This window comes from Streptomyces sp. NPDC058671, from assembly GCF_042716475.1.
Lineage (GTDB): Bacteria > Actinomycetota > Actinomycetes > Streptomycetales > Streptomycetaceae > Streptomyces.
The window spans coordinates 116,882-140,718 of record NZ_JBHXSA010000010.1 but is presented as its reverse complement, the minus strand read 5'-3'; the positions used below and the strand labels follow the sequence as shown (position 1 = coordinate 140,718).

Below are 23,837 nucleotides of genomic sequence, written 5' to 3'. Positions count from 1 at the left end.
GCCGCCCCGCGACCCTAGGGTCTTCCCGTGTACGTCACGCTGATCGCCCTCGCCGCCCTCTGGGGCGCCGTCGTCGGCCTGCTCGTGCCGCGGGCCGCGTACCGGCTCGCCGTGGCGTCCGACGAGCCGTGGCGGGACCGCTGTCCCGCCGGGCACGTGCTCGTGGGGCCCGCGCGCGGCTGGCTCGGCGGGCCCGGCCGGCGGGACTGCGCGACGACCGCCGCCCCGCTCACCGCGCCGCTGCTCACCGCCGTGGCCTGCGCCGCGCTCGCCGCGGCGACCGGCGGGCCCCGGCCCGAGCTGCTGGTCTGGCTCCTCGGCGCGCCCTTCGCCGTGCTCCTCGCCAGTGTCGACGCGCGCGTGCACCGGCTTCCGGACGGGGTGACCCTGCCGCTCGCCGCCGCCGTCCCGCTGCTCCTGGGTGCCGCCGAGCTCCTCCCGTACGACGCGGGTTCCTGGCTCCACGCCCTGCTCGGCGCGCTCGTCCTGGGCGGTGCCTATCTGGTGCTCTTCCTGATCAACCCGAGCGGTCTCGGCTTCGGGGACGTCAAGCTGGCGCTGCCGCTGGGCGCCGCGCTCGGCTGGTACGGCTGGGGTGTCCTCTTCGCCGGCGCCTTCGCGGGCTTCCTGCTCGGCGCGGTGTACGGCCTCGGGCTCGTCCTGCTGCGGCGGGCCGGCCGCTCATCGGCGATCCCCTTCGGGCCCTTCATGCTCGCGGGAGGTCTCCTGGGCCTGCTCCTCGGGGCCTTCACCGCCGTTCCCTGAGAGCACCGGCCCGGGGTCTCCCCGCGTCAACGCGGCCCGGTCCCGCCGGTCCCTCGTGGGAGGGACGGAAGTCCGCCGCCACGCCGGGGCGCAAACCCGCCACGAGGCCCCACAGCCCTTGTGGCGACTGGGATCCGACGAATTCCGCGAGGTTCGTACGGCGTACGTGGCGCGCAACACGACTATCGAAGGGTTATGGTGGAAACCCCCCCTCGGGCCGGTCCGTATCCCCCCCACGGACCGGCCCGTTTTTTCTTTCTCCGCCCCGTCGGGTGAGTCAGCCCCGACCGGCCCAGATGTTCGTCCCCCGGGTGTCCACGGCGAACGAGTCGATCTCCACCAGCTCCTCGTCGGACAGCGGCGCACCCGCGAGCGCGGCCACGTTCTCCTCCAGCTGGGCGACGCTCGACGCGCCGATCAGTGCCGAGGTCATCCGCTCGTCGCGCAGGACCCACGAGAGCGCCAGCTGCGCCAGGGACTGCCCGCGCCGCGCCGCGATGTCCGCGAGCCCGTGCAGGCGCCGCAGCACCTCGTCGGAGAGCAGGTTCGGGTCGAGGGACTTGCCCTGGGTGGCCCGCGAGCCCTCCGGGATGCCCTTCAGGTACTTGTTGGTGAGCAGCCCCTGCGCCAGCGGCACGAAGGAGATGCAGCCCATGCCGGCCTCCTCCAGGGTGTCGAGGAGGCCGTCCTCCTCGGTCCAGCGGTTGATCATGGAGTACGAGGGCTGGTGGATGAGCGCGGGGACGCCCATCTCCCGCAGGATCCGCGCGGCCTCGGCGGTCTGCTCGCTGGTGTATGAGGAGACACCGACGTACAGCGCCTTGCCCCGGTGGACGGCGGAGGCGAGGGCCCCCATCGTCTCCTCCAGGGGGGTGTGCGGGTCGAAGCGGTGCGAGTAGAAGATGTCGACGTACTCCAGGCCCATCCGCTTCAGGGAGGCGTCGAGCGAGGACAGCAGGTACTTGCGGGAGCCCCACTCGCCGTACGGGCCGGGGTGCATCTCGTAGCCGGCCTTCGTGGAGATGATCAGCTCGTCCCGGTACGGCGCGAAGTCCTGGGCGAAGAGCTTGCCGAAGTTCAGCTCGGCGGAGCCGGGCGGCGGCCCGTAGTTGTTCGCCAGGTCGAAGTGGGTGACGCCGAGGTCGAAGGCGCGGCGCAGGATCGCCCGCTGGGTGTCGAGCGCGCGGTCGTCGCCGAAGTTGTGCCAGAGGCCGAGCGAGACGGCCGGCAGCTTGAGGCCACTGCGGCCCGAACGGCGGTACTCCATGGCGTCATAGCGGTCCGCGGAGGCGCGGTACAGGGGGGAATCAGTCACGTATCTCTGCTTATCACGGACTTGTGACAGTCCCGGACTGGGAGCCCGTCGCCCGTGCGCAGTACTGTGGCGGCTTGCGGACCGCCGTTGCAGGGCGGACCGCCGCTGCACGGAGGGGTAAAGAACGGTGAACCTGCGCGACCTGGTGTACGGGCTCTACGCACGCCGGGTGGAAGGCCGCCTCGACCATGATCAGGTCCCCAAGCACATCGGGGTCATCCTCGACGGGAACCGCCGCTGGGCCAAGGCGTCCGGCGGGACCCCCGAGCAGGGGCACAAGGCCGGCGCGGACAAGATCCAGGAGCTGCTCGGCTGGTGCGCCGAGACCGACGTCGAGGTCGTCACGCTTTGGATGCTCTCCACGGACAACCTGAACCGGCCCGAGGAGCAGCTCGTGCCGCTGCTCGGCATCATCGAGAACGCCGTGCGGGCGCTGGCCGCCGACGGCCGCTGGCGGGTCAACCACGTCGGCACGATGGACCTGCTGCCCTCCCGGACGCAGTCCGTCCTGAAGGAGGCCGAGCAGTCCACCCACGGCAACACGGGGATACTCGTGAACGTGGCGGTGGGCTACGGCGGCCGGCAGGAGATCGCGGACGCGGTCCGTTCGCTGCTCCTGGAGCACGCGGAGCGGGGGACGAGCTTCGAGGAGCTCGCCGAGATCGTGGACGTCGAGCACATCTCGGAGCACCTGTACACGCGGGGCCAGCCCGATCCGGACCTGGTGATCCGCACCAGCGGCGAGCAGCGTCTCTCCGGCTTCATGCTGTGGCAGAGCGCCCATTCGGAGTACTACTTCTGCGAGGTGCACTGGCCGGCCTTCCGCAAGGTCGACTTCCTGCGGGCGCTGCGTGACTACGCCGCCCGGCACCGGCGTTACGGGACCTGAGGCCGGGCGCCCTCGGAGCGCCCCGGACCCGGTCGTCACCGATCACCTCGTGTTCATGAACACGTCGTCATATGCCGTGGCATGGCGAGGCCTGATCGAGGGCATATCCCTGGTGAAGTGAGCGGCACGGAGACCGCCACCCGGGAGGCCCCTTGCACCAGGACGACCGTGCGGGACACGTACGGGAGAAGCGGCGGGCCGTGGTTCGGCCCGCGCATGGTGGCCTGAACCCGGTCCCATTCCGCAGCGACACCGGTTCCGTCGCACCCCGACCTCACAGGGGTCTTCCGAGGGGGTCTGTCCTTCCGTGGTGACCAGCACGAAGCGCCGCCTTTCCGACCGGCGCACCTATGTTCTCGACACCAGCGTCCTGCTGGCCGACCCCAACGCCGTGTCGCGCTTCGAGGAGCACGAGGTGGTGCTCCCGATCGTCGTGGTGACGGAGCTGGAGGCCAAGCGGCACCATCCCGAGCTCGGGTACTTCGCCCGGCAGGCCCTGCGCCTCCTGGACGACTTCCGGGTCCGGTACGGGCGTCTGGACGCCCCGCTCCCCATCGGGGACCTGGGCGGCAGCCTGCGTGTCGAACTCAACCATTCCGACCCCGGCGTACTGCCCGCCGGCTACAGGTTGGGGGACAACGACTCACGGATCCTCGCGGTCGCGCGGAACCTGCAGGCCGAGGGGTACGACGTCACGGTCGTCTCCAAGGACCTGCCGCTGCGCATCAAGGCCTCCTCGGTCGGGCTCCTCGCGGAGGAGTACCGCGCCGAGCTGGCCATCACGGACGCCAACGGCTGGACCGGGATGTCCGACCTGGCGCTCTCCGGGGAGCAGGTGGACCTCCTGTACGACCAGGAGTCGCTGTACGTGCCGGAGGCCGCCGAGCTTCCGGTCCACACGGGTCTGGTGCTCCAGTCCGAGCGGGGCAAGGCGCTCGGCCGGATCACCGCCGAGGGGAACGTACGGCTGGTCCGCGGCGACCGGGAGGCCTTCGGGCTCCGCGGCCGCAGCGCCGAACAGCGGATCGCGCTCGATCTGCTGCTCGACCCGGACGTCGGCATCATCTCGATGGGCGGCAGGGCCGGCACCGGCAAGTCCGCGCTCGCGCTCTGCGCGGGCCTGGAGGCGGTCCTGGAGCGCCGTCAGCACCAGAAGGTGATGGTCTTCCGTCCGCTGTACGCGGTCGGCGGCCAGGAGCTGGGATACCTGCCGGGCAGCGAGTCCGAGAAGATGAGCCCGTGGGCCCAGGCGGTCTTCGACACGCTGTCGTCGGTCGCGAGCCGCGAGGTGATCGAGGAGGTGCTCGGTCGCGGGATGCTGGAGGTCCTGCCGCTGACCCACATCCGGGGGCGTTCGCTCCACGACGCGTTCGTCATCGTGGACGAGGCCCAGTCCCTGGAGAGGAACGTCCTGTTGACCGTTCTGTCCCGTATCGGGGCGAATTCGCGGGTCGTTCTGACCCATGACGTCGCCCAGCGGGACAACCTGCGGGTCGGCCGGTACGACGGAGTCGTCGCCGTGATCGAGAAACTGAAGGGGCATCCGCTCTTCGCCCATGTCACCCTCACCCGCTCGGAGCGCTCGCAGATCGCGGCGCTGGTGACGGAGATGCTGGAGGACGGTCAGATCTGACCCATTTCGTACCCTTCCGTGCATATACGGAAGTTGGCGCCGCCCGGCAGAGCGCAGGAGCTTAGCCGGGCGGCGCCGCGCTGTCTCGCCCATCGTCCAAAACACCTGCCCCCACCGGGGTGTGAGCTTTCCCACGCAACACGGAATTGCCTTGCGGTGTCGCCGTCCGGCAAAGTCTTGCTTCCGTCAGGCCCCGCATACGGCACCCGTGCACCCTCTGGGCGCACAACCCCCGCACAACTCAACAGCCGTCCGCCGTATGCCGCCCACAGCACCACGGGCCCGTGTCTCCTGTGACCCCGTACGTCGGAGACCAGCGCCAGGGGCACGATTTCGCCCGTGTGGTCACGGATGCGGGCGATGCTGGAAGGAAACCGTGTGAGCCGGATCTCGGTCCGGGGATTCGCGGTGGCTTCGGCCACTGCGGTCACCACCGTCGGCGCCGTCATGGGCGTTGCGTCGGGTAACGCCGCTCAGCCCTCGGACGACAACTTCGAGGCCACCGCGGCCGACACCACGCTGCTCGCGGACATCCCCGTGGGCGAACAGGCCCAGGTACAGGTCTCGTCCCTCTCGGAGCAGGCCGACGTCCAGGCCGCCGCTGCCGACTCGGCCGCGAAGAAGTCCGCGGAGGAAGCGGCTCGTCTCCGCGCCGCCAAGGACGCCGAGGCGAAGAAGGAGGCGGCCGACAAGGCCGCCGCCGAGGAGAAGGCCGAGAAGGAGCGCAAGGAGGCGGAGGCCGAACGCGCCAGCCGCGCCTCGGTGCGCGACGCCTCGTCGTTCTCCGCCCAGGGCTCCTACTCCATCTCCGAGGTCAAGGCGATGGCCCGCCAGATGATCCCGGCCTCGCAGTTCCAGTGCTTCAGCAACATCGTGGACCACGAGTCCGGCTGGAACTACCGGGCGACCAACCCGTCTTCGGGCGCCTACGGCCTCATGCAGGCCCTGCCGGGCTACAAGATGCAGTCGGCCGGCTCCGACTGGCAGAGCAACCCCGCCACCCAGATCAAGTGGGGCCTCAGCTACATGGACGGCCGATACGGCAGCCCCTGCGGCGCCTGGTCGTTCTGGCAGGCCAACCGCTGGTACTAGTACGGCGTGCTCGACCTCCGGGAGCCCCTCACCGTCACACGGTGAGGGGCTCCTTGCGTGTAGGTTCGACAGGTTCCGATGCCCATGGGCTCGTGGGGGAGCGAATGGGAAGACCAGCGGGGGGAAGAGGGAAGACATGCCGAGAGTGCCACAGTGGCTGGGCCGACTGGGCGAGGGCCTGAGCCGCATGGGCGAACGCCTCGACGAGCGCAGAGCCGAAGCCGACCGCGAGGACCAGCTCCACCCGCCGTACGAGGGACCGCGGCAGCGCCCCGCCGACCGTACCCACGGGAGAACGGCGGCGCCCGCACGCCCCGACGGGGAACCGGACACCGCGGAGACGGACGCCGGCGCGACCGCCGAGCCGGACACCGTCCCCGCGCCCCCCTCGTACGCGCCGGCCGTCGCGGCCAACCCCGACCCCGTCGCCGCGATCCCCTGGGGCATGCGCGTCGCGGCGGAGGCGAGTTGGCGCCTCCTCGTCTTCGCGGGCACGCTCTGGGTGCTGATGAAGGTGATCAGCTCCGTCCAGCTGGTCGTCCTCGCCTTCGTCGCCGCCCTCCTCGTCACCGCGCTGCTCCAGCCCACCGTGTCCATGCTGCGCCGCAGGGGCCTGCCCCGCGGCCTCGCCACCGCCGTCACCGCCGTCTCCGGCTTCGTCGTGATGGGCCTGGTCGGCTGGTTCGTGGTCTGGCAGGTCATGGACAACATCGACAACCTGTCCGACCAGGTCAAGAACGGCATCGAGGAGCTCAAACTCGCGCTCCTCAACAGCCCCTTCCACGTGACCGAGCAGCAGATCAACGGCATCGCGCAGAACCTCAGCGACTCCGTCGGCTCCAACGCCGAACAGATCACCCAGGTCGGCCTCCAGGGCGTCACCGTCGTCGTCGAGACGATGACCGGCATCCTGCTCGCCATGTTCTCGACGCTCTTCCTGCTCTACGACGGGAAGAAGGTGTGGGAGTGGACGCTGAAGCTCGTCCCCGCCCAGGCCAGGCCGGGCGTCGCCGGCGCGGGCCCGCGCGCCTGGCGCACCCTCACCGCCTATGTGCGGGGCACGGTGATCGTCGCCCTCATCGACGCCGTCTTCATCGGCCTCGGTCTCTACTTCCTCGACGTGCCGATGGCCGTGCCGCTCGCCGTCTTCATCTTCCTGTTCGCCTTCATCCCCCTGGTCGGCGCGGTGATCTCCGGCGCCCTCGCCGTCGTCGTCGCCCTCGTCACCAACGGTCTCTTCACCTCCCTCATGGTGCTCGTCGTCGTCCTCGCCGTGCAGCAGATCGAGGGCCACGTGCTCCAGCCGTTCATCCTCGGACGCGCGGTACGGGTCCACCCGCTCGCCGTCGTCCTCGCGGTCGCGGCCGGCGGTCTGACCGCCGGCATCGGCGGCGCCGTCGTCGCGGTCCCGCTGGTCGCCGTCGCCAACACGGCGGTCGGCTACCTCCGCGCGTACAGCACGGAACAGGCGCTCCGCAGCGCGCAGGAGCCGCGCGGGGCGACCGCGTTCGAGGTGGCGCCGACGCCCGCGCCGGGGTCCGCGGCCGGCCCCGGGGGCGGCGCGTGATCTCGGAACCCCAGCTGGTCGGCGGGGTCGGGTCCGACGGCTCCGCGGTCCTCGCGGAGACCCCGCCACCCCGCCCACCCCGGACCCGCCGCCCCGGTCCAAGGCGGTCGCCCCGGGGCCCGGAGTGACGGAAGGGCCCCGGGGCGGTGTGCCCCGGGGCCCTTCTCGTACGAGGGTCACGCCTGCTCGGCGAGGACCGCTTCCGCGTCGAGGGTGACGCCGACCGCCTGGATCACCGCGGCGATCTTCACGGCCTCCTGGATGGTGGTGCGCTCGACACCCGCCTGCCGCAGGACCTGCTCGTGCGAGTCCAGGCACTGACCGCAGCCGTTGATCGCGGAGACCGCCAGCGACCACAGCTCGAAGTCGACCTTGTCGACGCCCGGGTTGCCGATGACGTTCATCCGCAGACCGGCGCGCAGCGTCCCGTACTCGGGGTCCGACAGCAGGTGCCGGGTCCGGTAGAAGACGTTGTTCATCGCCATGATCGCGGCGGCGGACTTGGCGGCCTGGTACGCCTCGGGCTTCAGGTTCACCCGGGCCTCGGGCTCCAGCTCCTTGAGGACCTTCGGCGAGCGCGAGGCGATCGCGCAGGCGAGGACGGTGCCCCAGAGCTGCTGCTGCGGCAGCTCGCTGTTGCCGATGACCGAACCGAGGTTCAGCTTCAGGTCCTTGGCGAAGTCCGGTATGGCGGACTTCAGTTCGTCGAGGGCCATGTCAGATCACTCGCCCGACAGGAGGGAGGCGGCGTCGAGGGTGCCCTCGCCCTTGTTCCAGTTGCACGGGCACAGCTCGTCGGTCTGCAGGGCGTCGAGCACCCGCAGGACCTCCTTGGGGTTACGGCCGACGGAGCCGGCGGTCACCATGGTGAACTGGATCTCGTTGTTCGGGTCCACGATGAAGACGGCACGCTGGGCGAAGCCGTCCGCGCCCTCGACGCCGCAGTCGCGCATCAGCTCGTGCTTCGAGTCGGCCAGCATCGGGAAGGGCAGGTCACGCAGGTCCGCGTGGTCCTTGCGCCAGGCGTGGTGCACGAACTCCGAGTCGCCGGAGACGCCGAGGATCTGGGCGTCGCGGTCCGCGAACTCGTCGTTGAGCTTGCCGAAGGCGGCGATCTCGGTGGGGCAGACGAAGGTGAAGTCCTTCGGCCAGAAGAACACCACGCGCCACTTGCCCTCGTAGGACTTGTGGTCGATCTGCTCGAACTCCTTGCCGCTCTCCAGCGACACGCAGGCGGTCAGGTCGTAGGCGGGGAACTTGTCACCGACAGTGAGCACGCGCTCTCCTTGCAAACAGGAAGGGTCCCTTTTGGGGTCTTCCGTGGGGGTTGGACGAGATCACAGCATGGCACGGAGTGCATTGATCAGTGAAATAGCTAGAGTGGGTCGTGTTGATCGAAGGTGGTTATCAGTGGCATCCCCGTACAGCTCCCCACACGGCCCGTTCCGAGGCAAACAGCCGAGCCTCTCGCAGCTCAGAGCGTTCGCCGCGGTCGCCGAGCACCTGCACTTCCGCGATGCGGCAGCAGCCATCGGCATGAGCCAGCCCGCGCTCTCGGGCGCGGTTTCGGCTCTCGAAGAGGCACTCGGTGTCCAGCTCCTTGAGCGTACGACGAGAAAGGTGCTGCTCTCGCCCGCCGGCGAGCGGCTCGCGGTCCGCACCCGGGCGGTCCTCGACGCGGTCGCCGAGCTGATGGAGGAGGCGGAGGCGGCCCAGGCGCCGTTCACCGGAGTGCTGCGGCTCGGCGTGATCCCGACGGTCGCCCCGTACCTGCTGCCGACCGTCCTGCGCCTGGTGCACCGCCGCTATCCGGACCTCGACCTCCAGGTCCACGAGGAGCAGACCTCCTCGCTCCTGGAAGGGCTCGCGGCCGGACGGCTCGACCTCCTGCTGCTCGCCGTGCCGCTCGGCGTGCCCGGCGTCACCGAACTCCCCCTCTTCGACGAGGACTTCGTCCTGGTCACCCCGGAGGGGCATCCGCTGGCCGGACGGGACGACATCCCGCGCGAGGCCCTGAAGGAGCTGCGGCTGCTGCTCCTCGACGAGGGGCACTGCCTGCGCGACCAGGCCCTCGACATCTGCCGGGAGGCCGGGCGCACGGGCGGCGCCGAGGTCACGACCACCGCCGCCGGACTCACCACGCTCGTCCAGCTGGTGGCCGGCGGTCTCGGGGTGACCCTGCTGCCGCGCACCGCCGTCACGGTCGAGACCGCCCGTGACAACGCCCTGTGGACCGGGCTCTTCGCCGAACCGGCCCCCTCCCGGCGGGTCGCCCTCGCCATGCGGGCGGGCGCGGCCCGGCACGCCGAGTTCGAGGAGCTGGCCGAGGCCCTGCGCGGCGCGATGCAGGGCCTGCCGGTACGGATCCTCGGCGCACGAACCTGATCCCGGGCGCCGGGCGCCGGGTGCCGGGCGTCGAGGCCTGATGCGGGTGTCGGGCGCCGGTTCCTGGGACCCCCCGGCCCCAGGAACCGGCACCCGGGTCCTCGTACCTGCGTCCGGAGGGTTACTCCGTGCGCAGGCCGTCCGCCCGCATCAGCCGCCACAGGACGGGCATGCTCAGCAGCGTCACGGTGGCGATCAGCGCGAGCCCGATCCCGGCGACGGGCAGGAAGACCCACCAGTCCTGGACGCGCTGGCCGCCCAGCTTCAGGAGGACGACCCCGAGGCCGAGGCCGCCCGCCACGGCGAGGACGAGCCCGAGGGCGATCGGCACCGCCGTCTGCCACAGCACCGACCAGCTCAGGGTGGAGCGCCGGGTGCCGAAGGCGACGAGCGAGGACAGCAGGCGTCTGCGGTCCCTGAGCTGTTCCAGGGTCGTGACCAGGAGCGAGGCCGCCACCAGGAGCATCGTCAGGGTGGAGCCGACCAGGATGCCGGTGCGGACGCTGGAGAACGCCGAGTCCCGCTGGGTGTCCTTCAGGGTGCGGACCCAGGACGTCGGATCGATGGCCGCCGCCGTGTTCCGTACGTGTTCGGCGGCGTCCGGCACGGCCGGGTCGAGCCGGACCATGGCCTGCGCGTCGGGCGCGTCCAGCAGCGCGGCGTCGATCGCCGACGGCGTGGCGAGGACGCCGTACTCGTACATGCCGGTGGGTGCGGGGCGGGAGTCCACGATCCGGGCGTCGGCGGGGATGCGCCACCGCGGCAGCGGGGCACCCTCGGGCCGCTGCGGCTCGCTCGGGTGCGGGTGCGGGTGCGGGTCGCGCAGGACGACCGTGGTGCCTGGCCGGGCGGTCCTGGTGACCCACTCGTCGGGCGGGTTGCCCTGGGCGCCGTGCGCCAGGAAGACGAAGACGTCGCCGTCCGCGCAGGAGGGCAGCGTGGCGTACTCCTTCAGGGAGGCGCAGTCGCCCACCCTGATCGAGGCCGTGGGGGCGAACTCCTCGCCTCCCTCGAGGGGGCCGGGCCGCCACACGCGCGACTCGACGGTCCCGATCACCGCGCTGACGCCCTCGGTCCGTTCGAACCGGGCGATCATCGCGCGGGCCTCGTCGGCGGTCCTGGCGTCGGTGCCGATCGCGAGCTGGGCGCGGGACGAGTCCTCGCCCGTGAGCGCGGTGAAGTCGTTCTCCATCGCCTGGAAGAGCATCTGGAGGGCGATCGCGCCGGTCGCGGCGACGACGATGCCGCTGACGGCCCGCGCGGCCGTGCCGCTGCTCAGCTGGAGCCTGCGGACGGCGAGCTGCCAGGCCACCGGGCCTCCGCGCAGCCGCTGCACGCAGGCCTCGACGAGCCACGGCAGCAGCGTGGTCAGGCCGATCAGGGCGAGGGTGGTGCCGGTCGCGACGCCCACGGTGTCGATGCGCGTCCCGGTCACCTGGATCTCGCCCATGAGCGGGACGAGCAGGGCCGCGCCGGCCGCGAGGAGCAGCAGCCGCCACCACAGCCGGCGGCGGCGCGGGGTGGAGGTCCTGACGACGCCGAGCGGTTCGATCGCCACTCCGCGCAGCGCGAAGAGGGCGACGACGACGGAGGAGACCGGGATGGTGGCGAGGACGAGCACGGCGAGCGCGGGCATCGGCACGACGTCGGAAGGGAAGGCGTTGACGTCCCAGATGGTGAAGGCGCCGGCGAACTGCCGGGCCACCGCGAACAGTCCGAGGCCCACGAGGAGGCCGAGCAGCGCGCCCGCGAGGGACTCGCCGGCCGCGATCCGCCGGGTCGTGGCGGTGTCCGCGCCCACGAGCCGGAGCGCCGCGAGCCGCTGGTCGCGCTGCTCGCCGCCGAAGCGGACGGCGGTCGCGACGAAGACGAGGACCGGGAGGAGCAGGACGACGCAGGCGACGACGACGAGCAGGACGAGGAACGCGTTCATCGGTTCCTCGGGTACGGACCAGCCGTAGCGCACGCCGCGCCCGTCGAAGTTCTCGGTGTCGAGGAAGTCGGCGTGGGCGACGTACCGGAGTTCGGCCGGGCCGATGAGTCCGGCCTCGCCGATCGTGCCGACGGCCCGGTAGGGGAGGCGTTCCTTGAGCAGGGCGCCCTCGGGGGAGTCGAGCAGTTCGCCGAGCGCGGGGGAGACCAGCATCTCGCCGCTCCGGGGGAACGCCGTGGCGCCCGGCGGGACCGGGGGCGCGTCGCCCTCGGGGCGCAGCAGCAGACCGCTGACGACGTCGTCCCGGTGGACGGTGGTCTGCCCGAGGTGGAGAAAGCTGTCCGGCCGGGGCGAGGTGACCTGCTCGCTGCCGTCGACGGCGCGGACGGACTCCCGTACCTCCCGCTGGAACAGCATGTTCGGCAGGGCGGCGGCGAGGAGCAGCAGGGCCACGCCGAAGCCGACGCCGGTCGCGGTCAGGAGGGTGCGCAGGAGGCCGGAGCGGCCGCCGGTGACCGCGAACCGGGCGCCGAGCGCCAGGTCGCGGGCCCAGGTGCGGAGGCTCATGCGGCCCACTCCGCGTCCCGGACGGCCCCGTCGCGCACGACGATCTCGCGGTCGGAGTAGGCGGCGACGCGGGCCTCGTGGGTGACGAGGACGACGGCGGCGTCGGTGTCCCGCGAGGCGTCGGTGAGCAGGCGCATGACCCGCTCGCCGTTGAGGGAGTCCAGGGCGCCGGTCGGTTCGTCGGCGAAGATCACACGCGGTGCGGTGACGAGCGCGCGGGCGACGGCGACGCGCTGGCCCTGGCCGCCGGATATCTCGCCGGGGCGCTTGCCCGCCGTGTCGTCGACCTCGAGGCGGGCCAGCCAGTCGGCGGCCCTGGCCTCGGCCGTCCTCCGCTTCTCGCCGTTGAGGCGGAGCGGGAGGGCCACGTTCTCGACGCAGGTCAGTTCGGGGACGAGCCGGCCGAACTGGAAGACGAAGCCGAAGTCGGTGCGGCGCAGGGAGCTGCGGGCGGTGTCGGAGAGCGCGGTGAGCTCGCGTCCGGCGTAGGTGACGGTGCCCGCGTCCGGGCGCACGATTCCGGCCAGGCAGTGCAGCAGGGTGGACTTGCCGGAGCCGGAGGGGCCCATGACGGCGACGACCTCGCCGGCCCGGAGGGAGAAGGACGCGCCCGCGAGCGCGGGGGTGGGCCCGTAGGTCTTGGTGAGGCCGGTGGCGTGGAGGAGCGGTGCGGAAGTCATCGGCGGATCTCCTCGGCGAGCCGGTCGAGCCGGGCGGCGGTCAGTTCCAGCCAGCGGAGGTCGGCCTCCAGGTGGAAGAGGGCGTGGTCGCAGATGAGCTGGTCGGCGAGGTCGCCGTCCTTCTTGCGCCGGGTGAGCTCGCGCATCAGGCGCAGGTGCTCGGCGCGCTGGCTGTCGAGGAGCTCGGCGGCGCCGCGACCGGTGAGCAGGGCCAGGACGACCTTGGTGTAGAGGGTGGACTGGAGGTACGGCTCCGGCTTCTCGGGCGTGGTGAGCCACCGGGCGACATCGGTGATGCCGGCCTCGGTGATGGCGTACCGCTTCCGCTCCGGGCCGCCGCCCGCCTCGATGCCGTCGACGACGACGAGGCCGTTCTTCAGGAGCCTGGACATGGTCGAGTAGACCTGGCCGTAGTGCAGTGGCCGGTCGTGGCCGAACTTCTCGTCGAAGGCGCGCTTGAGGTCGTAGCCGTGGCGCGGGCCGGACTCCAGGAGTCCCAGAAGGGTGTGACCGATGGACATGCGCGTCACTGTACACGGTGTGTATACGCGCGATGTATAGCGACCTTCTCCAAGTGGAAGGCTCCCTTCACGCAACCATCCGGCCTGCTGGGGCGTCGGTTCCTCTGGGCATGGGTGCTGATTCTCACGTCCGCAAAAGGCGCGATCGGTTCTCCTTTGTCCGCATCGTCGGTGTTAGCTGGCTAGCTGAGCCGACCCGGCGCGGGCGGACACGGACCGGGACGCGCCGGGACACACGACGAGCGGAGCGACACGACACATGGGCCGACCGGACAAGAGCACGGCGAAGAAGCGCGGTCTGCGCCGCCTGTTCTCCTGGAAGAAGCTCCTGGGCACGTTTTTCGTGTTCTGCCTGCTCGCCATGGGCGCCCTGTACGTCGTCTACGTGATGGTCCCGGTGCCGAGCGCCAACGCCGAGGCGACGATGCAGAGCAACATCTACAAGTACTCCAACGGCAAGATCCTCGGCCGCACCGGCCAGATAAACCGGGAGATCGTCGGCCTGGAGAAGATCCCCCAGGGGGTCCAGAAGGCGTTCGTCGCCGCGGAGAACAAGACGTTCTACGAGGACAACGGCGTCGACATCAAGGGCACCACCCGCGCCGCCTGGTCCACCATCACCGGCAAGGGCAAGCAGGGTGGCTCGACCATCACCCAGCAGTACGTCAAGAACTACTACCTGAGCCAGGACCAGACCGCGACGCGCAAGCTCAAGGAAATGGTCATCGCCATCAAGGTCGACCGGCAGACCCAGAAGAGCGACATCCTCGCCGGGTACATGAACACCAGCTACTACGGACGCAGCGCCTACGGCATCCAGGCCGCCGCCCGCTCGTACTACGGCGTCGACGCCACCCGGCTCACCACCGCCCAGGGCGCCTACCTCGCCTCGCTGCTCCAGGCGCCCAACCAGTACGACTGGACGTCCGCGAGCGCCACCGGACGCAAGCTCGTCGAGGAGCGCTGGAACTACGTCCTCGACAACATGGTCGGCGAGGGCTGGCTCCCCGCGGACGAGCGCGCCGCCATGAAGTTCCCCGTCCCGCAGAAGCCGAAGCCCGCCCCCGGCATGGAGGGCCAGACCGGCTACATCATCGAGGCCGCCAACCAGGAGCTGATGCGCCAGGGCATCAGCGAGGAGGACATCAAGGCCGGCGGCTGGACGATCACCCTCAACATCGACGAGAAGAAGCAGAAGGCCCTCGTCAAGGCCGTCGACCGGCAGCTGGAGGCCAAGCTCGACCGCAAGGGCGACAAGAAGGACGCCACCGTCCAGGCTGGCGCCACCTCCGTCGACCCCAAGACGGGCGCGGTCGTCGCGATGTACGGCGGCGTCGGCGCCACCGAGCACTGGACGTCCAACGCGACCCGCCGCGACTACCAGCCCGCCTCCACCTTCAAGCCGATCGTCCTCGCCGCCGCCGTCGACACCGGCGCGGACACCCAGGACGGGCGGGACATCGGCCTCGGCACGATCTACGACGGCACCAGCAAGCGCAAGGTCGTCGGCAGCGACATCCCCTTCGCGCCCGAGAACGAGGACGACCGCAGCTACGGCCCCGTCACCGTCCAGAAGGCCACCGCCAGCTCCATCAACTCGGTCTACGCCCAGATGATCGTCGACGTCGGCCCGGGCAACACCAAGAAGACCGCCCTCGCCCTCGGCATGAAGGACGGCGCGGACTTCGGCGAGACCCCCGCCATGTCCCTCGGCACCATGGGCGCCTCGACCCTCGACATGGCCGGCGTCTACGCCACCCTGGACAACCACGGCAAGAAGGTCACCCCGACCCTCGTGAAGGCCGCCGCGCACAAGGACCGGGTGGTCGAACCCGTGAAGTCCGTCGGCGAGCAGGTCATCAGCCGCCAGGCCGCCGACACCGTCACCAAGGCCATGCAGGGCGTCGTGCGCGACGGTTCCGGCTTCCGCGCCGCCGGTGACTACGAGGCCGCGGGCAAGACCGGCACCTCCGAGAACAACCGTTCCGCCTGGTTCGTCGGCTACACCCCCGAACTCGTCACCGCGGTCGCCCTCTTCGGCGAGGACGCCAAGGGCAACCAGGTCACCCTCACCGACACCATCGAGCAGGGCCGCGCCAACGGCGGCCGCAGGCCGGCCCAGATCTGGGGCGACTACACCACCAGCGCCCTCGGCGGCGGTTCCGACGCCTCCTTCGACCTGGAGACGGACAGTTCGACCCCGGTCGAGCCGGACCCCGAGCCCACCCGGACCACCGAGGCGCCCGAGGAGCCCACCCGGGAGCCGACCACGCCGTCCCCCGACCCGACGACGCCGCCGGCCACGACGGCCACCACGCCGCCGGAGCCGACGCGGGACCCGGTCACCACGCCGCCCGAGCCCACCGGGAAGCCGACCCGCACCGACGAGCCCTCCCCGCCGCCGTCGATCGAGCCGCCGGACCCCGGCGGCACCGAACCCGAGGACGGGCCCACCACCCGCCCGACGCGCTGAGACACGACGAAGGCCGGACCCCCCGAGGGGCCCGGCCTTCGCCGTTGTCCGGTGCGCGCGGCCGGGGCCGGCATCCGGCGCTCGCGGGCGAGCGGGACCGGCGTCCGGTGCGCGCGGTCCGTACCCGCGGCCGGTGCGCGCGGGATCAGTTCGGGGTGGCCAGTTCGAACCAGACGACCTTGCCGCCCGACAGCCGGGTCGCCCCCCACCGTCGCGCGAGCCGGTTCACCAGGAACAGGCCGCGCCCGCCCTCGTCGGTGTCGCGCGCCCGCCGCTGCCGGGGCAGCTGCGGCGAGTCGTCGCCGACCTCGCAGCGCAGTACGTCCGTCCGCAGGAGCCGCAGGGTCACCGGCCGCTCCGCGTACCGCACGGCGTTCGTCACGACCTCGCTGATGAGCAGCTCGACCGAGTCCGTCAGCTCCTCCAGGTCCCAGCGTGCGAGCGCACGCCGGGCGAGCCGCCGGGCCCGGCCCGGGGCCGCGTCCTCCGGCTCCAGGAACCAGTACGCCACGTCGCTCGGCGCGATCCCGTCGAACCGTGCCGCGAGCAGCGCGATGTCGTCGTCCCGGTCACCGGGGCCCAGCATGTCCAGGACGTCGTCGCAGAGCGCCTCGAGGGGCGGCGAGTGGTCCGGGCCCGTGAGCTGGGCCGTCGCCGCGAGACGCTCCCGCAGCTGCTCGATGCCGGTCCACACGTCCCGCAGCCGGGACTCCACCAGACCGTCCGTGTAGAGCAGCAGCGTGGCACCCGCGGGCGCGTCCAGCTCGACCGCCTCGAAGTCCACCCCGCCCACCCCGATGGGGGCGCCGGGAGGCACCCGCAGCACCTCGGCGCGGCCGCCGAGGTGGAGCAGTATCGGCGGCGGATGGCCCGCGTTGGCGATGGTGATCCGGTGCGAGACCGGGTCGTACACCGCGTACATACAGGTCGCCATCCGGTTCTCGCCGAGCCGCTGCGCCTGCTCGTCCAGGTGGTGCAGGACCTCCTGCGGCGGCAGGTCGAGCCCGGCCAGGGTCTGCGCGGTGGTGCGCAGCTGGCCCATGATCGCCGCCGAGGTCATGGAGTGGCCCATGACGTCGCCGACGACCAGGGCGACCCGGCTTCCGGGCAGCGGGATCGCGTCGTACCAGTCGCCGCCCACCCGGGCCGTCTCCGCGGCCGGCAGGTAGCGCGAGGCGAGCTTGACACCGGTCGGCTGCGGCAGCGAGTCCGGCAGCATCGTCCGCTGGAGTTCGTCCGCGATGTACGCCTCACGCCCGTAGAGCACGGCCTTGTCGATGCCGAGCGCGGTGTGCGTGGCCAACTGCGCCGCGACGAGCAGGTCGTTCGGCTCGAAGCCGGCCCGCTCGGGGCGCCGCAGGAACACGGCCGCGCCGATCACCCGGCGCCGGCCGCGCAGCGGGGCGAGGACCGCCCGCAGGCCACCGGGCAGCGGATGCTCGGGACCGAGCAGCTCGGTCAGCGCGGTCCTGGCGGCGGCGGAGTCGCCGAACACCGGACGGACCCCGCGCAGTACCTCGGCGAGCGCCCCGCCCGACCGCACCTCGCAGAGTTCGGCCGCCGGGGTCGGGTCCGGATCGGGTACGAGGACGAGCTCCTCGCCCTCCAGATCGCTTAACCGCAGCCGGTCCGTGCGGCGCAGCCGCAGGATGAACGGCGCCACCGGGCGCTCGTCGCCCACCGGCAGCGGGTCGCGGAGGTAGACCAGGATCTCGTCGGAGAAGGTCGGCACGGTGGCCCGGCACAGGCCGAGCACGATCTCGTCCAGGTCGATGCCGCGGGCGATGCGCCGGGTCGCCGCGCCGACGAACCGCAGCCGGTCGCCCTCGCGCCGCGCGGCGGTGTCACCGCCCCGGAGCCCGCCCTGGGGCTGCGGGGACACGGCGACGGCGACGGCGCCGGGGCCGCCGGGTGTGCCGACGGCCGGGGGCGCCACCGGCGCTGCCGGCGTCGCCGATCCGCCGCCGGTCAGCGGTGCCTCCGGCCCTGGGGCCTTCGGCCCGCCCGCCTGGGCGGGCACCTCGGAGGGCAGGCCGGCCGCCGCCTCCTGGCGAGGGCGCGCGCGTTCCTGCGGCCGGGCAGCCAGGGGCTGCCGGCCTTCGTGGGAGGTGGGATGCTCCGTCACGCGTGGGATTCCGTCCGTCCGGGCCGGTGGTGCGATGCACTCGCTCTTCTCGCCGATGCCGCGCCTTCGGCGGGGATAAACCCCTTGTGTGCGGCGGATGTGGAGGCTCCGCGAGTCGCGGCTACGGCAGGGGGCGCGACACCCGGGCAGACGTCCGGCACTGCTCTCCCCCTCGTGGGTGACTTCTGGTCAGTTCCTGTGCTGAGCTCGGCCCCTGGCGGGCCGTCCGGTGGGTCTGACAGGACATCGGGTCGTTCTGACGTGCCGTTCGTTCCGCTTCTGCCGTGCGGAGGACGATCCTACGTTTGAACCCCGGGGGCGCATCAAGGGTCTCACGGTGCCGTGTGCGCGGGAGTCCGGTCCCAGTCGGCCGGCAGCTCCGGGACCCGCCAGGCCGGATCGGGCCGCCAGTCCTCCCAGCCGTCCGCGAACGGCGCCCCCCACGCGGTGATCCGGTCCACCGCCCGCCGCCCCGCCTCCCGCACCCGCGCGGCCTGCGCAGGGCTCATCAGGCCGGACCGCTGGGCCTGCGCGAACTCGTCCTCGTCCCGCCACAGCCAGCTGCGGTCGGGGTAGACGGAGATGTCGAGGAAATGGTCCTCGGAGTCGACGCCGCCGGACCACCGGACCCGCGGCTCCTCCAGGTTCACGTACCAGCTGCGGAAGCGCCAGCCTCGCTCCCAGAACAGCCAGACCGACCACGGCTCGCCCGGCCGCGCCAGCTTGAGCACCCCGCTGCCGAACCACCGCGCGCGCTCCGTGGTGCGCGCGGCGGTGTAGCGGGTGGCGAGCGGCTCCTCGTGCACGGGCGTGCCGTCGAGGAGCACGGGGCGGACGCACTCGGTGCCGGGCGCCATCCAGACGGCGAGCAGTTCGGGCGTGTCCCGCACGACCGTCACCGGTCGGCAGATGTGCACCGCTCCGGTGCCGTTGCCGCGGTAGCGCCAGAGGACGTGGTCCCCCGGCGCCCAGTGCTGGGAGCCGCCCGATCCTGTCATGCGCAGATCTTAGGGGCGCGCTCCCACCACCGCTGCGGTACAGATCACGGATGAGTCAGCTACCGGCCGGTCACCACGGGCCCGGCACGATCCGCGCGAGAGGCCTCACGGGCGGGTCATCCGCAGCACGTCCAGTGCCTCGTCCAGCTGCTCGACCGTGAGGTCGCCGCGCTCCACGTACCCGGCCTCGATGACCACCTCGCGGATGGTCTTCCGCTCGGCGAGGGACCTCTTGGCGACCTTGGCGGCCTCCTCGTACCCGATGTACTTGTTCAGCGGGGTGACCACGGACGGCGAGGACTCGGCGTACTCCCGCGCCCGCTCGACGTTGGCGGTGACGCCGTCCACCGTGCGGTCGGCGAGCAGCCGGGACGCGTTGGCGAGCAGCCGCACCGACTCCAGGAGGTTCTTGGCCATCACCGGCAGCATGACGTTGAGCTCGAAGTTCCCGGCCGCGCCCGCCACGGCCACGGTGGTGTCGTTTCCGGTCACCTGCGCGGCGACCATGAGGACCGCCTCGGGGATCACCGGGTTGACCTTGCCCGGCATGATCGACGAACCGGGCTGGAGGTCGGGGAGGTTGATCTCGGCGAGGCCGGTGCGGGGGCCGCTGGCCATCCAGCGCAGATCGTTGGCGATCTTGGTGAGCGAGACGGCGACCGTACGGAGCTGGCCGGACGTCTCCACCAGGGCGTCACGGGCGCCCTGCGCCTCGAAGTGGTCGCGGGCCTCGGTCAGCGGCAGACCGGTCGCGCGGGCCACCTCCGCGATGACGGCCGCCGAGAACCCGGCCGGCGTGTTGATGCCGGTGCCGACCGCCGTTCCGCCCAGGGGGAGTTCGGCGAGCCGGGGGAGGGCGGCGCGCAGCCGCTCGACGCCGTACCTGACCTGGGCCGTGTAGCCGCCGAACTCCTGGCCGAGAGTGACCGGCGTGGCGTCCATCAGGTGGGTACGGCCCGACTTCACCACCGTCGCGAATTCGGCCGATTTTCGCTCCAGGGCGGCGGCCAGATGATCGAGGGCGGGGATCAGGTCGTGGAGGACGGCGCCGGTGGCCGCGATGTGGATGGACGACGGGAACACGTCGTTGGAGGACTGCGAGGCGTTCACATGGTCGTTGGGGTGGACCTCGCGACCTTCGGGGAGCCGCTCGGTGGCGAGGGTGGCGATCACCTCGTTGGTGTTCATGTTGGACGAGGTGCCCGAGCCGGTCTGGAAGACGTCCACCGGGAAGTGCTCGTCCCAGCGCCCGTCGGCGACCTCCTCCGCCGCGGCGGCGATGGCCTCCGCGCGGTCCCGGTCGATCACGCCGAGGTCCGCGTTGACCTGGGCGGCGGCGGCCTTGATCCGGGCCAGGGCCTCGATGTGGGCGCGCTCGATGCGCTGTCCCGAGACGGGGAAGTTCTCCACCGCGCGCTGGGTCTGGGCCCGCCACTTGGCGTGCGCGGGGACCCGTACCTCACCCATGGAGTCGTGCTCGATCCGGTAGTGCTCGGAGTCGTTCATTTCCTCAGCTTTCTGCACCGTGCCCGTCGGGGGCGACCCCCGAACCCCCCGAAAAAGATGAGCACTTGTCTTGTTCGATGTATTCCCAACCGGCGTACCGGCCAGTAAAAACCGTGGGTAACCCCACTTCCAGGAGGCGCAATGACGCGCACCAGGTACAGACTCCGCTGGCCCATCGCCGTCGCCACCGCGGCCGCCGCCGCACTCGGCACGATGACCGCCGCCACTCCGGCCGGCGCGGCCGGCCCCGAGACGACCGCCGCGGTCGCCTCCGTACCGCTCCCGGCCGAACTGGAGGCGATCCGGGCCGCCGAGGCCACCAGGATCTACGGCAGCCCCGAGGAGCGCCCGCTCGCCCAGCGCAGGACCGGCCTCATCTCGCTCGGCGACAGCGAGATCTCCGGCGAGGGCGTCGGCACCTACGAGCCCCCCACCAACGGCCCCACCAACTGGTGCCACCGCTCGCCCGACGCCGCCATCCACCGCACCGGGATCCCCGCCGACCTCACCTTCAACGTGTCCTGCTCCGGCGCGTACACCGGAAACATCAGGTCCGGCGGTTCGAAGCAGTACGCCGACGAACTCGTCCAGAGCGACAACCTCGCCATCAAGGCGCGCAACACCCGCATCAAGATGGTCCTGCTCGTCGCCGGCGCCAACGACGACCTCCAGTTCGGGCCCGTGATGACCGACTGCGTCACGCGCTACCTCACCCTGCAGGGGCCCTGCGAGCCGAAGTACGCCCCCGGCTGGCAGGCCCGCGTCGACGGACTCGTCCCCAAGGTCGAGCAGACCGTACGCGACCTCAAGGGCGTCATGCGCGACGCCGGGTACGCCGACGGCGACTACAAGCTCGTTCTCATGGGCTACCCCAGCCCCATCGGCCCCGACTTCCACGACAACCCCTCCTTCCCCGGCAAGCTCGTCTGCGGAGGCCTCGGCTACGACTCCGACACCGTCTGGGGCCGCAACACCGCCGTCCCCGCCTTCGAACGCGGCATGCGCGCGGCCGCCGCCTCCACCGGAGCCGTCTACCTCGACAACTCGCGCCTCTTCCACGGCCACGAGGTCTGCATGGAGGACCCCTGGGCGCGCGGTCTCTACATCGACCTCTCCAAGCCCGGGACGCCGGACGAGAACTCGGTCCGCCAGTCCTTCCACCCCAACGCGCGCGGGCACGCCGCCTTCGCGTCCTGCCTCACCCAGATCTACGGCTCCGGTGTCCGCGAGGCCAGTTGCGCCGACGTGAACTCCACGGGCAGGCCGACGCTCTTCCCGCTCGCCTGGGACGACGCGTACCGGCCGCTGAGGAACGCGGCGACCGGCGACTGCCTCGACGTGGACGGCGCCCGGAGCGCCAACGGCACCCGGGTCTTCGGCTGGGACTGCCACGGCGGCCGCAACCAGCTCTGGTGGTACGACCCCGCCCGCCAGACCGTCCACACCGGGCTGACCCAGGACCGCTGCCTGGACGTGCCCAGCACCTCCTACCCGGCGGGCACCGCGCTCATCGTCTGGAACTGCCACGGAGCCGCCAACCAGAAGTTCGTCCGTGACGGCGCCACGATCCGGCCCGCCGCCGCGACCGGCCTCTGCCTCACGCTGAGCGCGGCGAAGCAGCAGGTCCGGCTGCAGAACTGCGACGGCTCGGCCGCCCAGAAGTTCGCCTGACCCCACCCGGCAGGGGAAGCCGTGGCCCCCGTCCGACCCGGACGGGGGCCACGGCCCTGCGCGGAGGTCTCTCCCCCCGCTCAGAGCACCTCGAGCGTCGTACGGGCCAGCTCGTACGCCGGGAGCATCTCCCGGTGCTCGTCGGTGTCGAACCCGCCGAGGTGCACGATCACCGTCCCCTTCGGCGTCGCGACGGCGAAGGCCCGCTCCTCCTTCGACTCCTCCATGAACTCGTTGTGGACCGTGTACGTCACCTCGGTGACCGGCAGCGCGCCGGCCGTGGTCGCCCTGTACACGGTCTTCGAGGCGCCCCGCTCGCCCTCGACGAACCCTTCGAGGGCGGTCCGCGCGGGACCCTTCCCGGCCGTCCACACCCGCAGGAAGCCGATGTGCCCGGCCGGCTTGGCGTCCACCTCGCAGCGCACGGTGGCCGGCCCCTGGCGCATCAGCACCGCGAACTCGGGATCATCGGGGGCCCTGACCGCCTCCGGCTCCCACTCCGCCGCCAGCGCGAAGGAGACGGGCAGCGCGCACGCCGTCCCCGGACCGCCGACCCTGGTCCGCGAGGCCACCGCGACGGCCGGTGCCGTCGTGGTGGGGACCGCCGAGGCCGGAGCGGCCGACGGCGGCGCGCCCGGCGTCCCCCCGGGCAGCGGCTCGGTACCACCGCAGCCGGTGAGCAGCAGCCCCGTCGCCAGTGCGACGGTGAGCGGGGCCGGGGTCCGTATCGGGTGTCTCATGCGCGTCAGCGTAGCTCCGGGCCGGCGCCCCGCCGGACGGGCGGAGCGGGCGCGGCTCGGGACTGCGGGAAGGCCGGCCGGGGGCGGTGCGAGCGGCACCGTGCGGGAGCGCGGTGGGAGAGGGTCAGGAGAGCTTGCCTCCGTAGTCCGGGAGCTTGAAGGTGCGCTCGGCGTGACCGCCGACCAGGTCGGTGGTGTTGTTGCCGATGTTGGCGATGATCGTGTAGCCCTTGGCCTCGATCTCCGCGCGCTTCGCCGTCTTGTACGCGCCGACCTCACCGAACAGATCGGGCAGGGAGCGCACGTACAGACCGTCGACCGGGTAGCCGGCCTGCTTCAGGTTCCAGTCCGTGAGGGAGTGGAGGATGCCCGGGCGCGCGGTGACGAAGAAGACGTCCACCCCGCGCGCGTGGGCGCCGTCGACGAGGTCGCGCACGTCCGCGATGGCCGGGGTGGGCAGCTCCCAGAACGGGTGGAAGTCCGTCTCCAGGGAGCTGTTGTCGATGTCGAGGACGATCGCCTGCTTCTCGCGGCCGGCGTCCTCGGAGCGCTCCTCGATGTACGGGCGGGCCTCGGCGACGACGGCCGCCACGTCCCGCCGCCAGGTCGCGTAGTCGACGTTCTTGACGGCGGCGGTGGAGGTGATGTGGGTGTCGGGATCGGCCGCCGAGGCGGTGGGCGCGGGCCCGACGACGAGGAACGCGGCCAGGGCGAGTGCGCCCGTGGTTCCGGCGGCGGCGCGCCTGCGCGGGGAGTGGGGGGTGGAGGAGGGCATGGGGGGCTCCCGAGTGGTCGACCGGCTCAGTGGTTGACATGCTCGCGACCCATACTGGCCAGAGGACGACGGGAGGGCTACCGGTCGGTAGCGACTTTCTGAGCGCAGGACGAAGAACCGCGAAGCCCCCGTCCCCGGAAGGCATCCTGGGGAACGGGGGCTTCGCGGCAGCGCTACCGGACCGAAGGCCGGCGGCGCGGAA

Annotated in this window: 19 protein-coding genes; 8 read left to right on the top strand and 11 right to left on the bottom strand. The window is 71.9% G+C overall.

The annotated features are described in order from the left end of the window. Positions 1 to 27 precede the first annotated feature (27 nt). On the top strand, positions 28 to 765 hold the full coding sequence (locus ACFWV2_RS15230) for a prepilin peptidase (RefSeq protein WP_384405436.1): 738 nt from the start codon (positions 28 to 30) through the stop codon (positions 763 to 765). Positions 766 to 1,042: 277 nt separating this feature from the next. On the opposite strand, the gene mgrA is transcribed toward ACFWV2_RS15230, so the two are convergent. Next, positions 1,043 to 2,080 (bottom strand): L-glyceraldehyde 3-phosphate reductase, encoded by a 1,038-nt coding sequence (gene mgrA / locus ACFWV2_RS15225; RefSeq protein ID WP_384405434.1) that lies wholly within the window; start codon positions 2,078 to 2,080, stop codon positions 1,043 to 1,045. Between the two features lie 127 nt (positions 2,081 to 2,207). Between mgrA and ACFWV2_RS15220 the strand changes: the two genes are divergently transcribed. The 4 genes from ACFWV2_RS15220 (at position 2,208) to ACFWV2_RS15205 (ending at position 7,261) form a co-directional block, all read left to right on the top strand. Then, positions 2,208 to 2,969 (top strand): isoprenyl transferase, encoded by a 762-nt coding sequence (locus tag ACFWV2_RS15220; protein ID WP_360785763.1) that lies wholly within the window; start codon positions 2,208 to 2,210, stop codon positions 2,967 to 2,969. 307 nt (positions 2,970 to 3,276) lie between these two features. Beyond that, positions 3,277 to 4,602, top strand: a complete 1,326-nt coding sequence (locus tag ACFWV2_RS15215; RefSeq protein WP_360785765.1) for a PhoH family protein — start codon at positions 3,277 to 3,279, stop codon at positions 4,600 to 4,602. Between the two features lie 378 nt (positions 4,603 to 4,980). Next, positions 4,981 to 5,694 (top strand): transglycosylase SLT domain-containing protein, encoded by a 714-nt coding sequence (locus tag ACFWV2_RS15210; protein WP_360785767.1) that lies wholly within the window; start codon positions 4,981 to 4,983, stop codon positions 5,692 to 5,694. A gap of 136 nt (positions 5,695 to 5,830) precedes the next feature. Next, positions 5,831 to 7,261: an AI-2E family transporter gene (locus ACFWV2_RS15205; RefSeq protein WP_384405433.1), complete on the top strand. Its 1,431-nt coding sequence runs from the start codon at positions 5,831 to 5,833 to the stop codon at positions 7,259 to 7,261. A gap of 176 nt (positions 7,262 to 7,437) precedes the next feature. Here the strand turns inward: ACFWV2_RS15205 and ACFWV2_RS15200 are convergent, their stop codons facing one another. Both ACFWV2_RS15200 and ACFWV2_RS15195 read right to left on the bottom strand, forming a co-directional pair. After that, the gene (locus tag ACFWV2_RS15200; protein ID WP_384405431.1) at positions 7,438 to 7,977 is read right to left on the bottom strand and encodes an alkyl hydroperoxide reductase; all 540 of its coding nucleotides are present in this window, start codon (positions 7,975 to 7,977) and stop codon (positions 7,438 to 7,440) included. 6 nt (positions 7,978 to 7,983) lie between these two features. After that, entirely contained in the window at positions 7,984 to 8,538 is a 555-nt protein-coding gene (locus ACFWV2_RS15195; protein WP_360785772.1) for a peroxiredoxin, read from the bottom strand. Positions 8,539 to 8,671: 133 nt separating this feature from the next. Here ACFWV2_RS15195 and ACFWV2_RS15190 point away from each other — a divergent pair, with 133 nt between their 5' ends. Further along, positions 8,672 to 9,646, top strand: coding sequence for a LysR substrate-binding domain-containing protein (locus ACFWV2_RS15190; protein WP_384405429.1), 975 nt, complete (start codon positions 8,672 to 8,674; stop codon positions 9,644 to 9,646). 121 nt (positions 9,647 to 9,767) lie between these two features. Here the strand turns inward: ACFWV2_RS15190 and ACFWV2_RS15185 are convergent, their stop codons facing one another. Genes ACFWV2_RS15185 through ACFWV2_RS15175 form a run of 3 tightly spaced genes read right to left on the bottom strand, consistent with a single transcriptional unit; the run spans position 9,768 to position 13,347 of the window. Continuing rightward, a complete protein-coding gene (locus ACFWV2_RS15185) occupies positions 9,768 to 12,146 on the bottom strand; it encodes an FtsX-like permease family protein (protein WP_384405427.1) in 2,379 nt (792 codons plus the stop codon). Further along, entirely contained in the window at positions 12,143 to 12,826 is a 684-nt protein-coding gene (locus ACFWV2_RS15180) for an ABC transporter ATP-binding protein (RefSeq protein WP_384405426.1), read from the bottom strand. The genes ACFWV2_RS15185 and ACFWV2_RS15180 overlap by 4 nt, the downstream gene beginning before the upstream one ends. Continuing rightward, entirely contained in the window at positions 12,823 to 13,347 is a 525-nt protein-coding gene (locus ACFWV2_RS15175; RefSeq protein ID WP_384405425.1) for a PadR family transcriptional regulator, read from the bottom strand. The genes ACFWV2_RS15180 and ACFWV2_RS15175 overlap by 4 nt, the downstream gene beginning before the upstream one ends. A gap of 259 nt (positions 13,348 to 13,606) precedes the next feature. Here ACFWV2_RS15175 and ACFWV2_RS15170 point away from each other — a divergent pair, with 259 nt between their 5' ends. Continuing rightward, positions 13,607 to 15,820: a transglycosylase domain-containing protein gene (locus ACFWV2_RS15170; protein ID WP_384405424.1), complete on the top strand. Its 2,214-nt coding sequence runs from the start codon at positions 13,607 to 13,609 to the stop codon at positions 15,818 to 15,820. 145 nt (positions 15,821 to 15,965) lie between these two features. Here the strand turns inward: ACFWV2_RS15170 and ACFWV2_RS15165 are convergent, their stop codons facing one another. From ACFWV2_RS15165 to ACFWV2_RS15155, 3 genes are all read right to left on the bottom strand, one after another. Continuing rightward, the gene (locus ACFWV2_RS15165; protein WP_384405423.1) at positions 15,966 to 17,945 is read right to left on the bottom strand and encodes a SpoIIE family protein phosphatase; all 1,980 of its coding nucleotides are present in this window, start codon (positions 17,943 to 17,945) and stop codon (positions 15,966 to 15,968) included. Between the two features lie 332 nt (positions 17,946 to 18,277). Next, on the bottom strand, positions 18,278 to 18,943 hold the full coding sequence (locus tag ACFWV2_RS15160) for a DUF402 domain-containing protein (RefSeq protein WP_384405422.1): 666 nt from the start codon (positions 18,941 to 18,943) through the stop codon (positions 18,278 to 18,280). Between the two features lie 105 nt (positions 18,944 to 19,048). Next, positions 19,049 to 20,449 carry a class II fumarate hydratase gene (locus ACFWV2_RS15155; RefSeq protein WP_384405421.1) on the bottom strand — a complete coding sequence of 467 codons (1,401 nt, stop codon included), beginning with the start codon at positions 20,447 to 20,449 and terminating at the stop codon, positions 19,049 to 19,051. 141 nt (positions 20,450 to 20,590) lie between these two features. Here ACFWV2_RS15155 and ACFWV2_RS15150 point away from each other — a divergent pair, with 141 nt between their 5' ends. Continuing rightward, positions 20,591 to 22,120: a ricin-type beta-trefoil lectin domain protein gene (locus ACFWV2_RS15150; protein ID WP_384405419.1), complete on the top strand. Its 1,530-nt coding sequence runs from the start codon at positions 20,591 to 20,593 to the stop codon at positions 22,118 to 22,120. A gap of 80 nt (positions 22,121 to 22,200) precedes the next feature. Here ACFWV2_RS15150 and ACFWV2_RS15145 read toward each other — a convergent pair whose 3' ends face one another. Next, positions 22,201 to 22,860, bottom strand: coding sequence for a lipoprotein (locus tag ACFWV2_RS15145; protein WP_384405417.1), 660 nt, complete (start codon positions 22,858 to 22,860; stop codon positions 22,201 to 22,203). Between the two features lie 124 nt (positions 22,861 to 22,984). Then, complete coding sequence (locus tag ACFWV2_RS15140) at positions 22,985 to 23,635, bottom strand: HAD family acid phosphatase (protein ID WP_384405416.1); 651 nt, start codon at positions 23,633 to 23,635, stop codon at positions 22,985 to 22,987. Between the last annotated feature and the right edge of the window lie 202 nt (positions 23,636 to 23,837).

What these genes read in the sequence shown, in the direction of transcription:
- ACFWV2_RS15155 (WP_384405421.1), bottom strand. Translation starts at nt 20,449, where the DNA reads ATGAACGACTCCGAGCACTACCGGATCGAGCACGACTCCATGGGTGAG.
- ACFWV2_RS15145 (WP_384405417.1), bottom strand. Translation starts at nt 22,860, where the DNA reads ATGAGACACCCGATACGGACCCCGGCCCCGCTCACCGTCGCACTGGCG.
- ACFWV2_RS15200 (WP_384405431.1), bottom strand. Translation starts at nt 7,977, where the DNA reads ATGGCCCTCGACGAACTGAAGTCCGCCATACCGGACTTCGCCAAGGAC.
- ACFWV2_RS15175 (WP_384405425.1), bottom strand. Translation starts at nt 13,347, where the DNA reads ATGTCCATCGGTCACACCCTTCTGGGACTCCTGGAGTCCGGCCCGCGC.
- ACFWV2_RS15150 (WP_384405419.1), top strand. Translation starts at nt 20,591, where the DNA reads ATGACGCGCACCAGGTACAGACTCCGCTGGCCCATCGCCGTCGCCACC.
- ACFWV2_RS15140 (WP_384405416.1), bottom strand. Translation starts at nt 23,635, where the DNA reads ATGCCCTCCTCCACCCCCCACTCCCCGCGCAGGCGCGCCGCCGCCGGA.
- ACFWV2_RS15185 (WP_384405427.1), bottom strand. Translation starts at nt 12,146, where the DNA reads ATGAGCCTCCGCACCTGGGCCCGCGACCTGGCGCTCGGCGCCCGGTTC.
- ACFWV2_RS15180 (WP_384405426.1), bottom strand. Translation starts at nt 12,826, where the DNA reads ATGACTTCCGCACCGCTCCTCCACGCCACCGGCCTCACCAAGACCTAC.
- ACFWV2_RS15170 (WP_384405424.1), top strand. Translation starts at nt 13,607, where the DNA reads ATGGGCCGACCGGACAAGAGCACGGCGAAGAAGCGCGGTCTGCGCCGC.
- ACFWV2_RS15160 (WP_384405422.1), bottom strand. Translation starts at nt 18,943, where the DNA reads ATGACAGGATCGGGCGGCTCCCAGCACTGGGCGCCGGGGGACCACGTC.
- ACFWV2_RS15205 (WP_384405433.1), top strand. Translation starts at nt 5,831, where the DNA reads ATGCCGAGAGTGCCACAGTGGCTGGGCCGACTGGGCGAGGGCCTGAGC.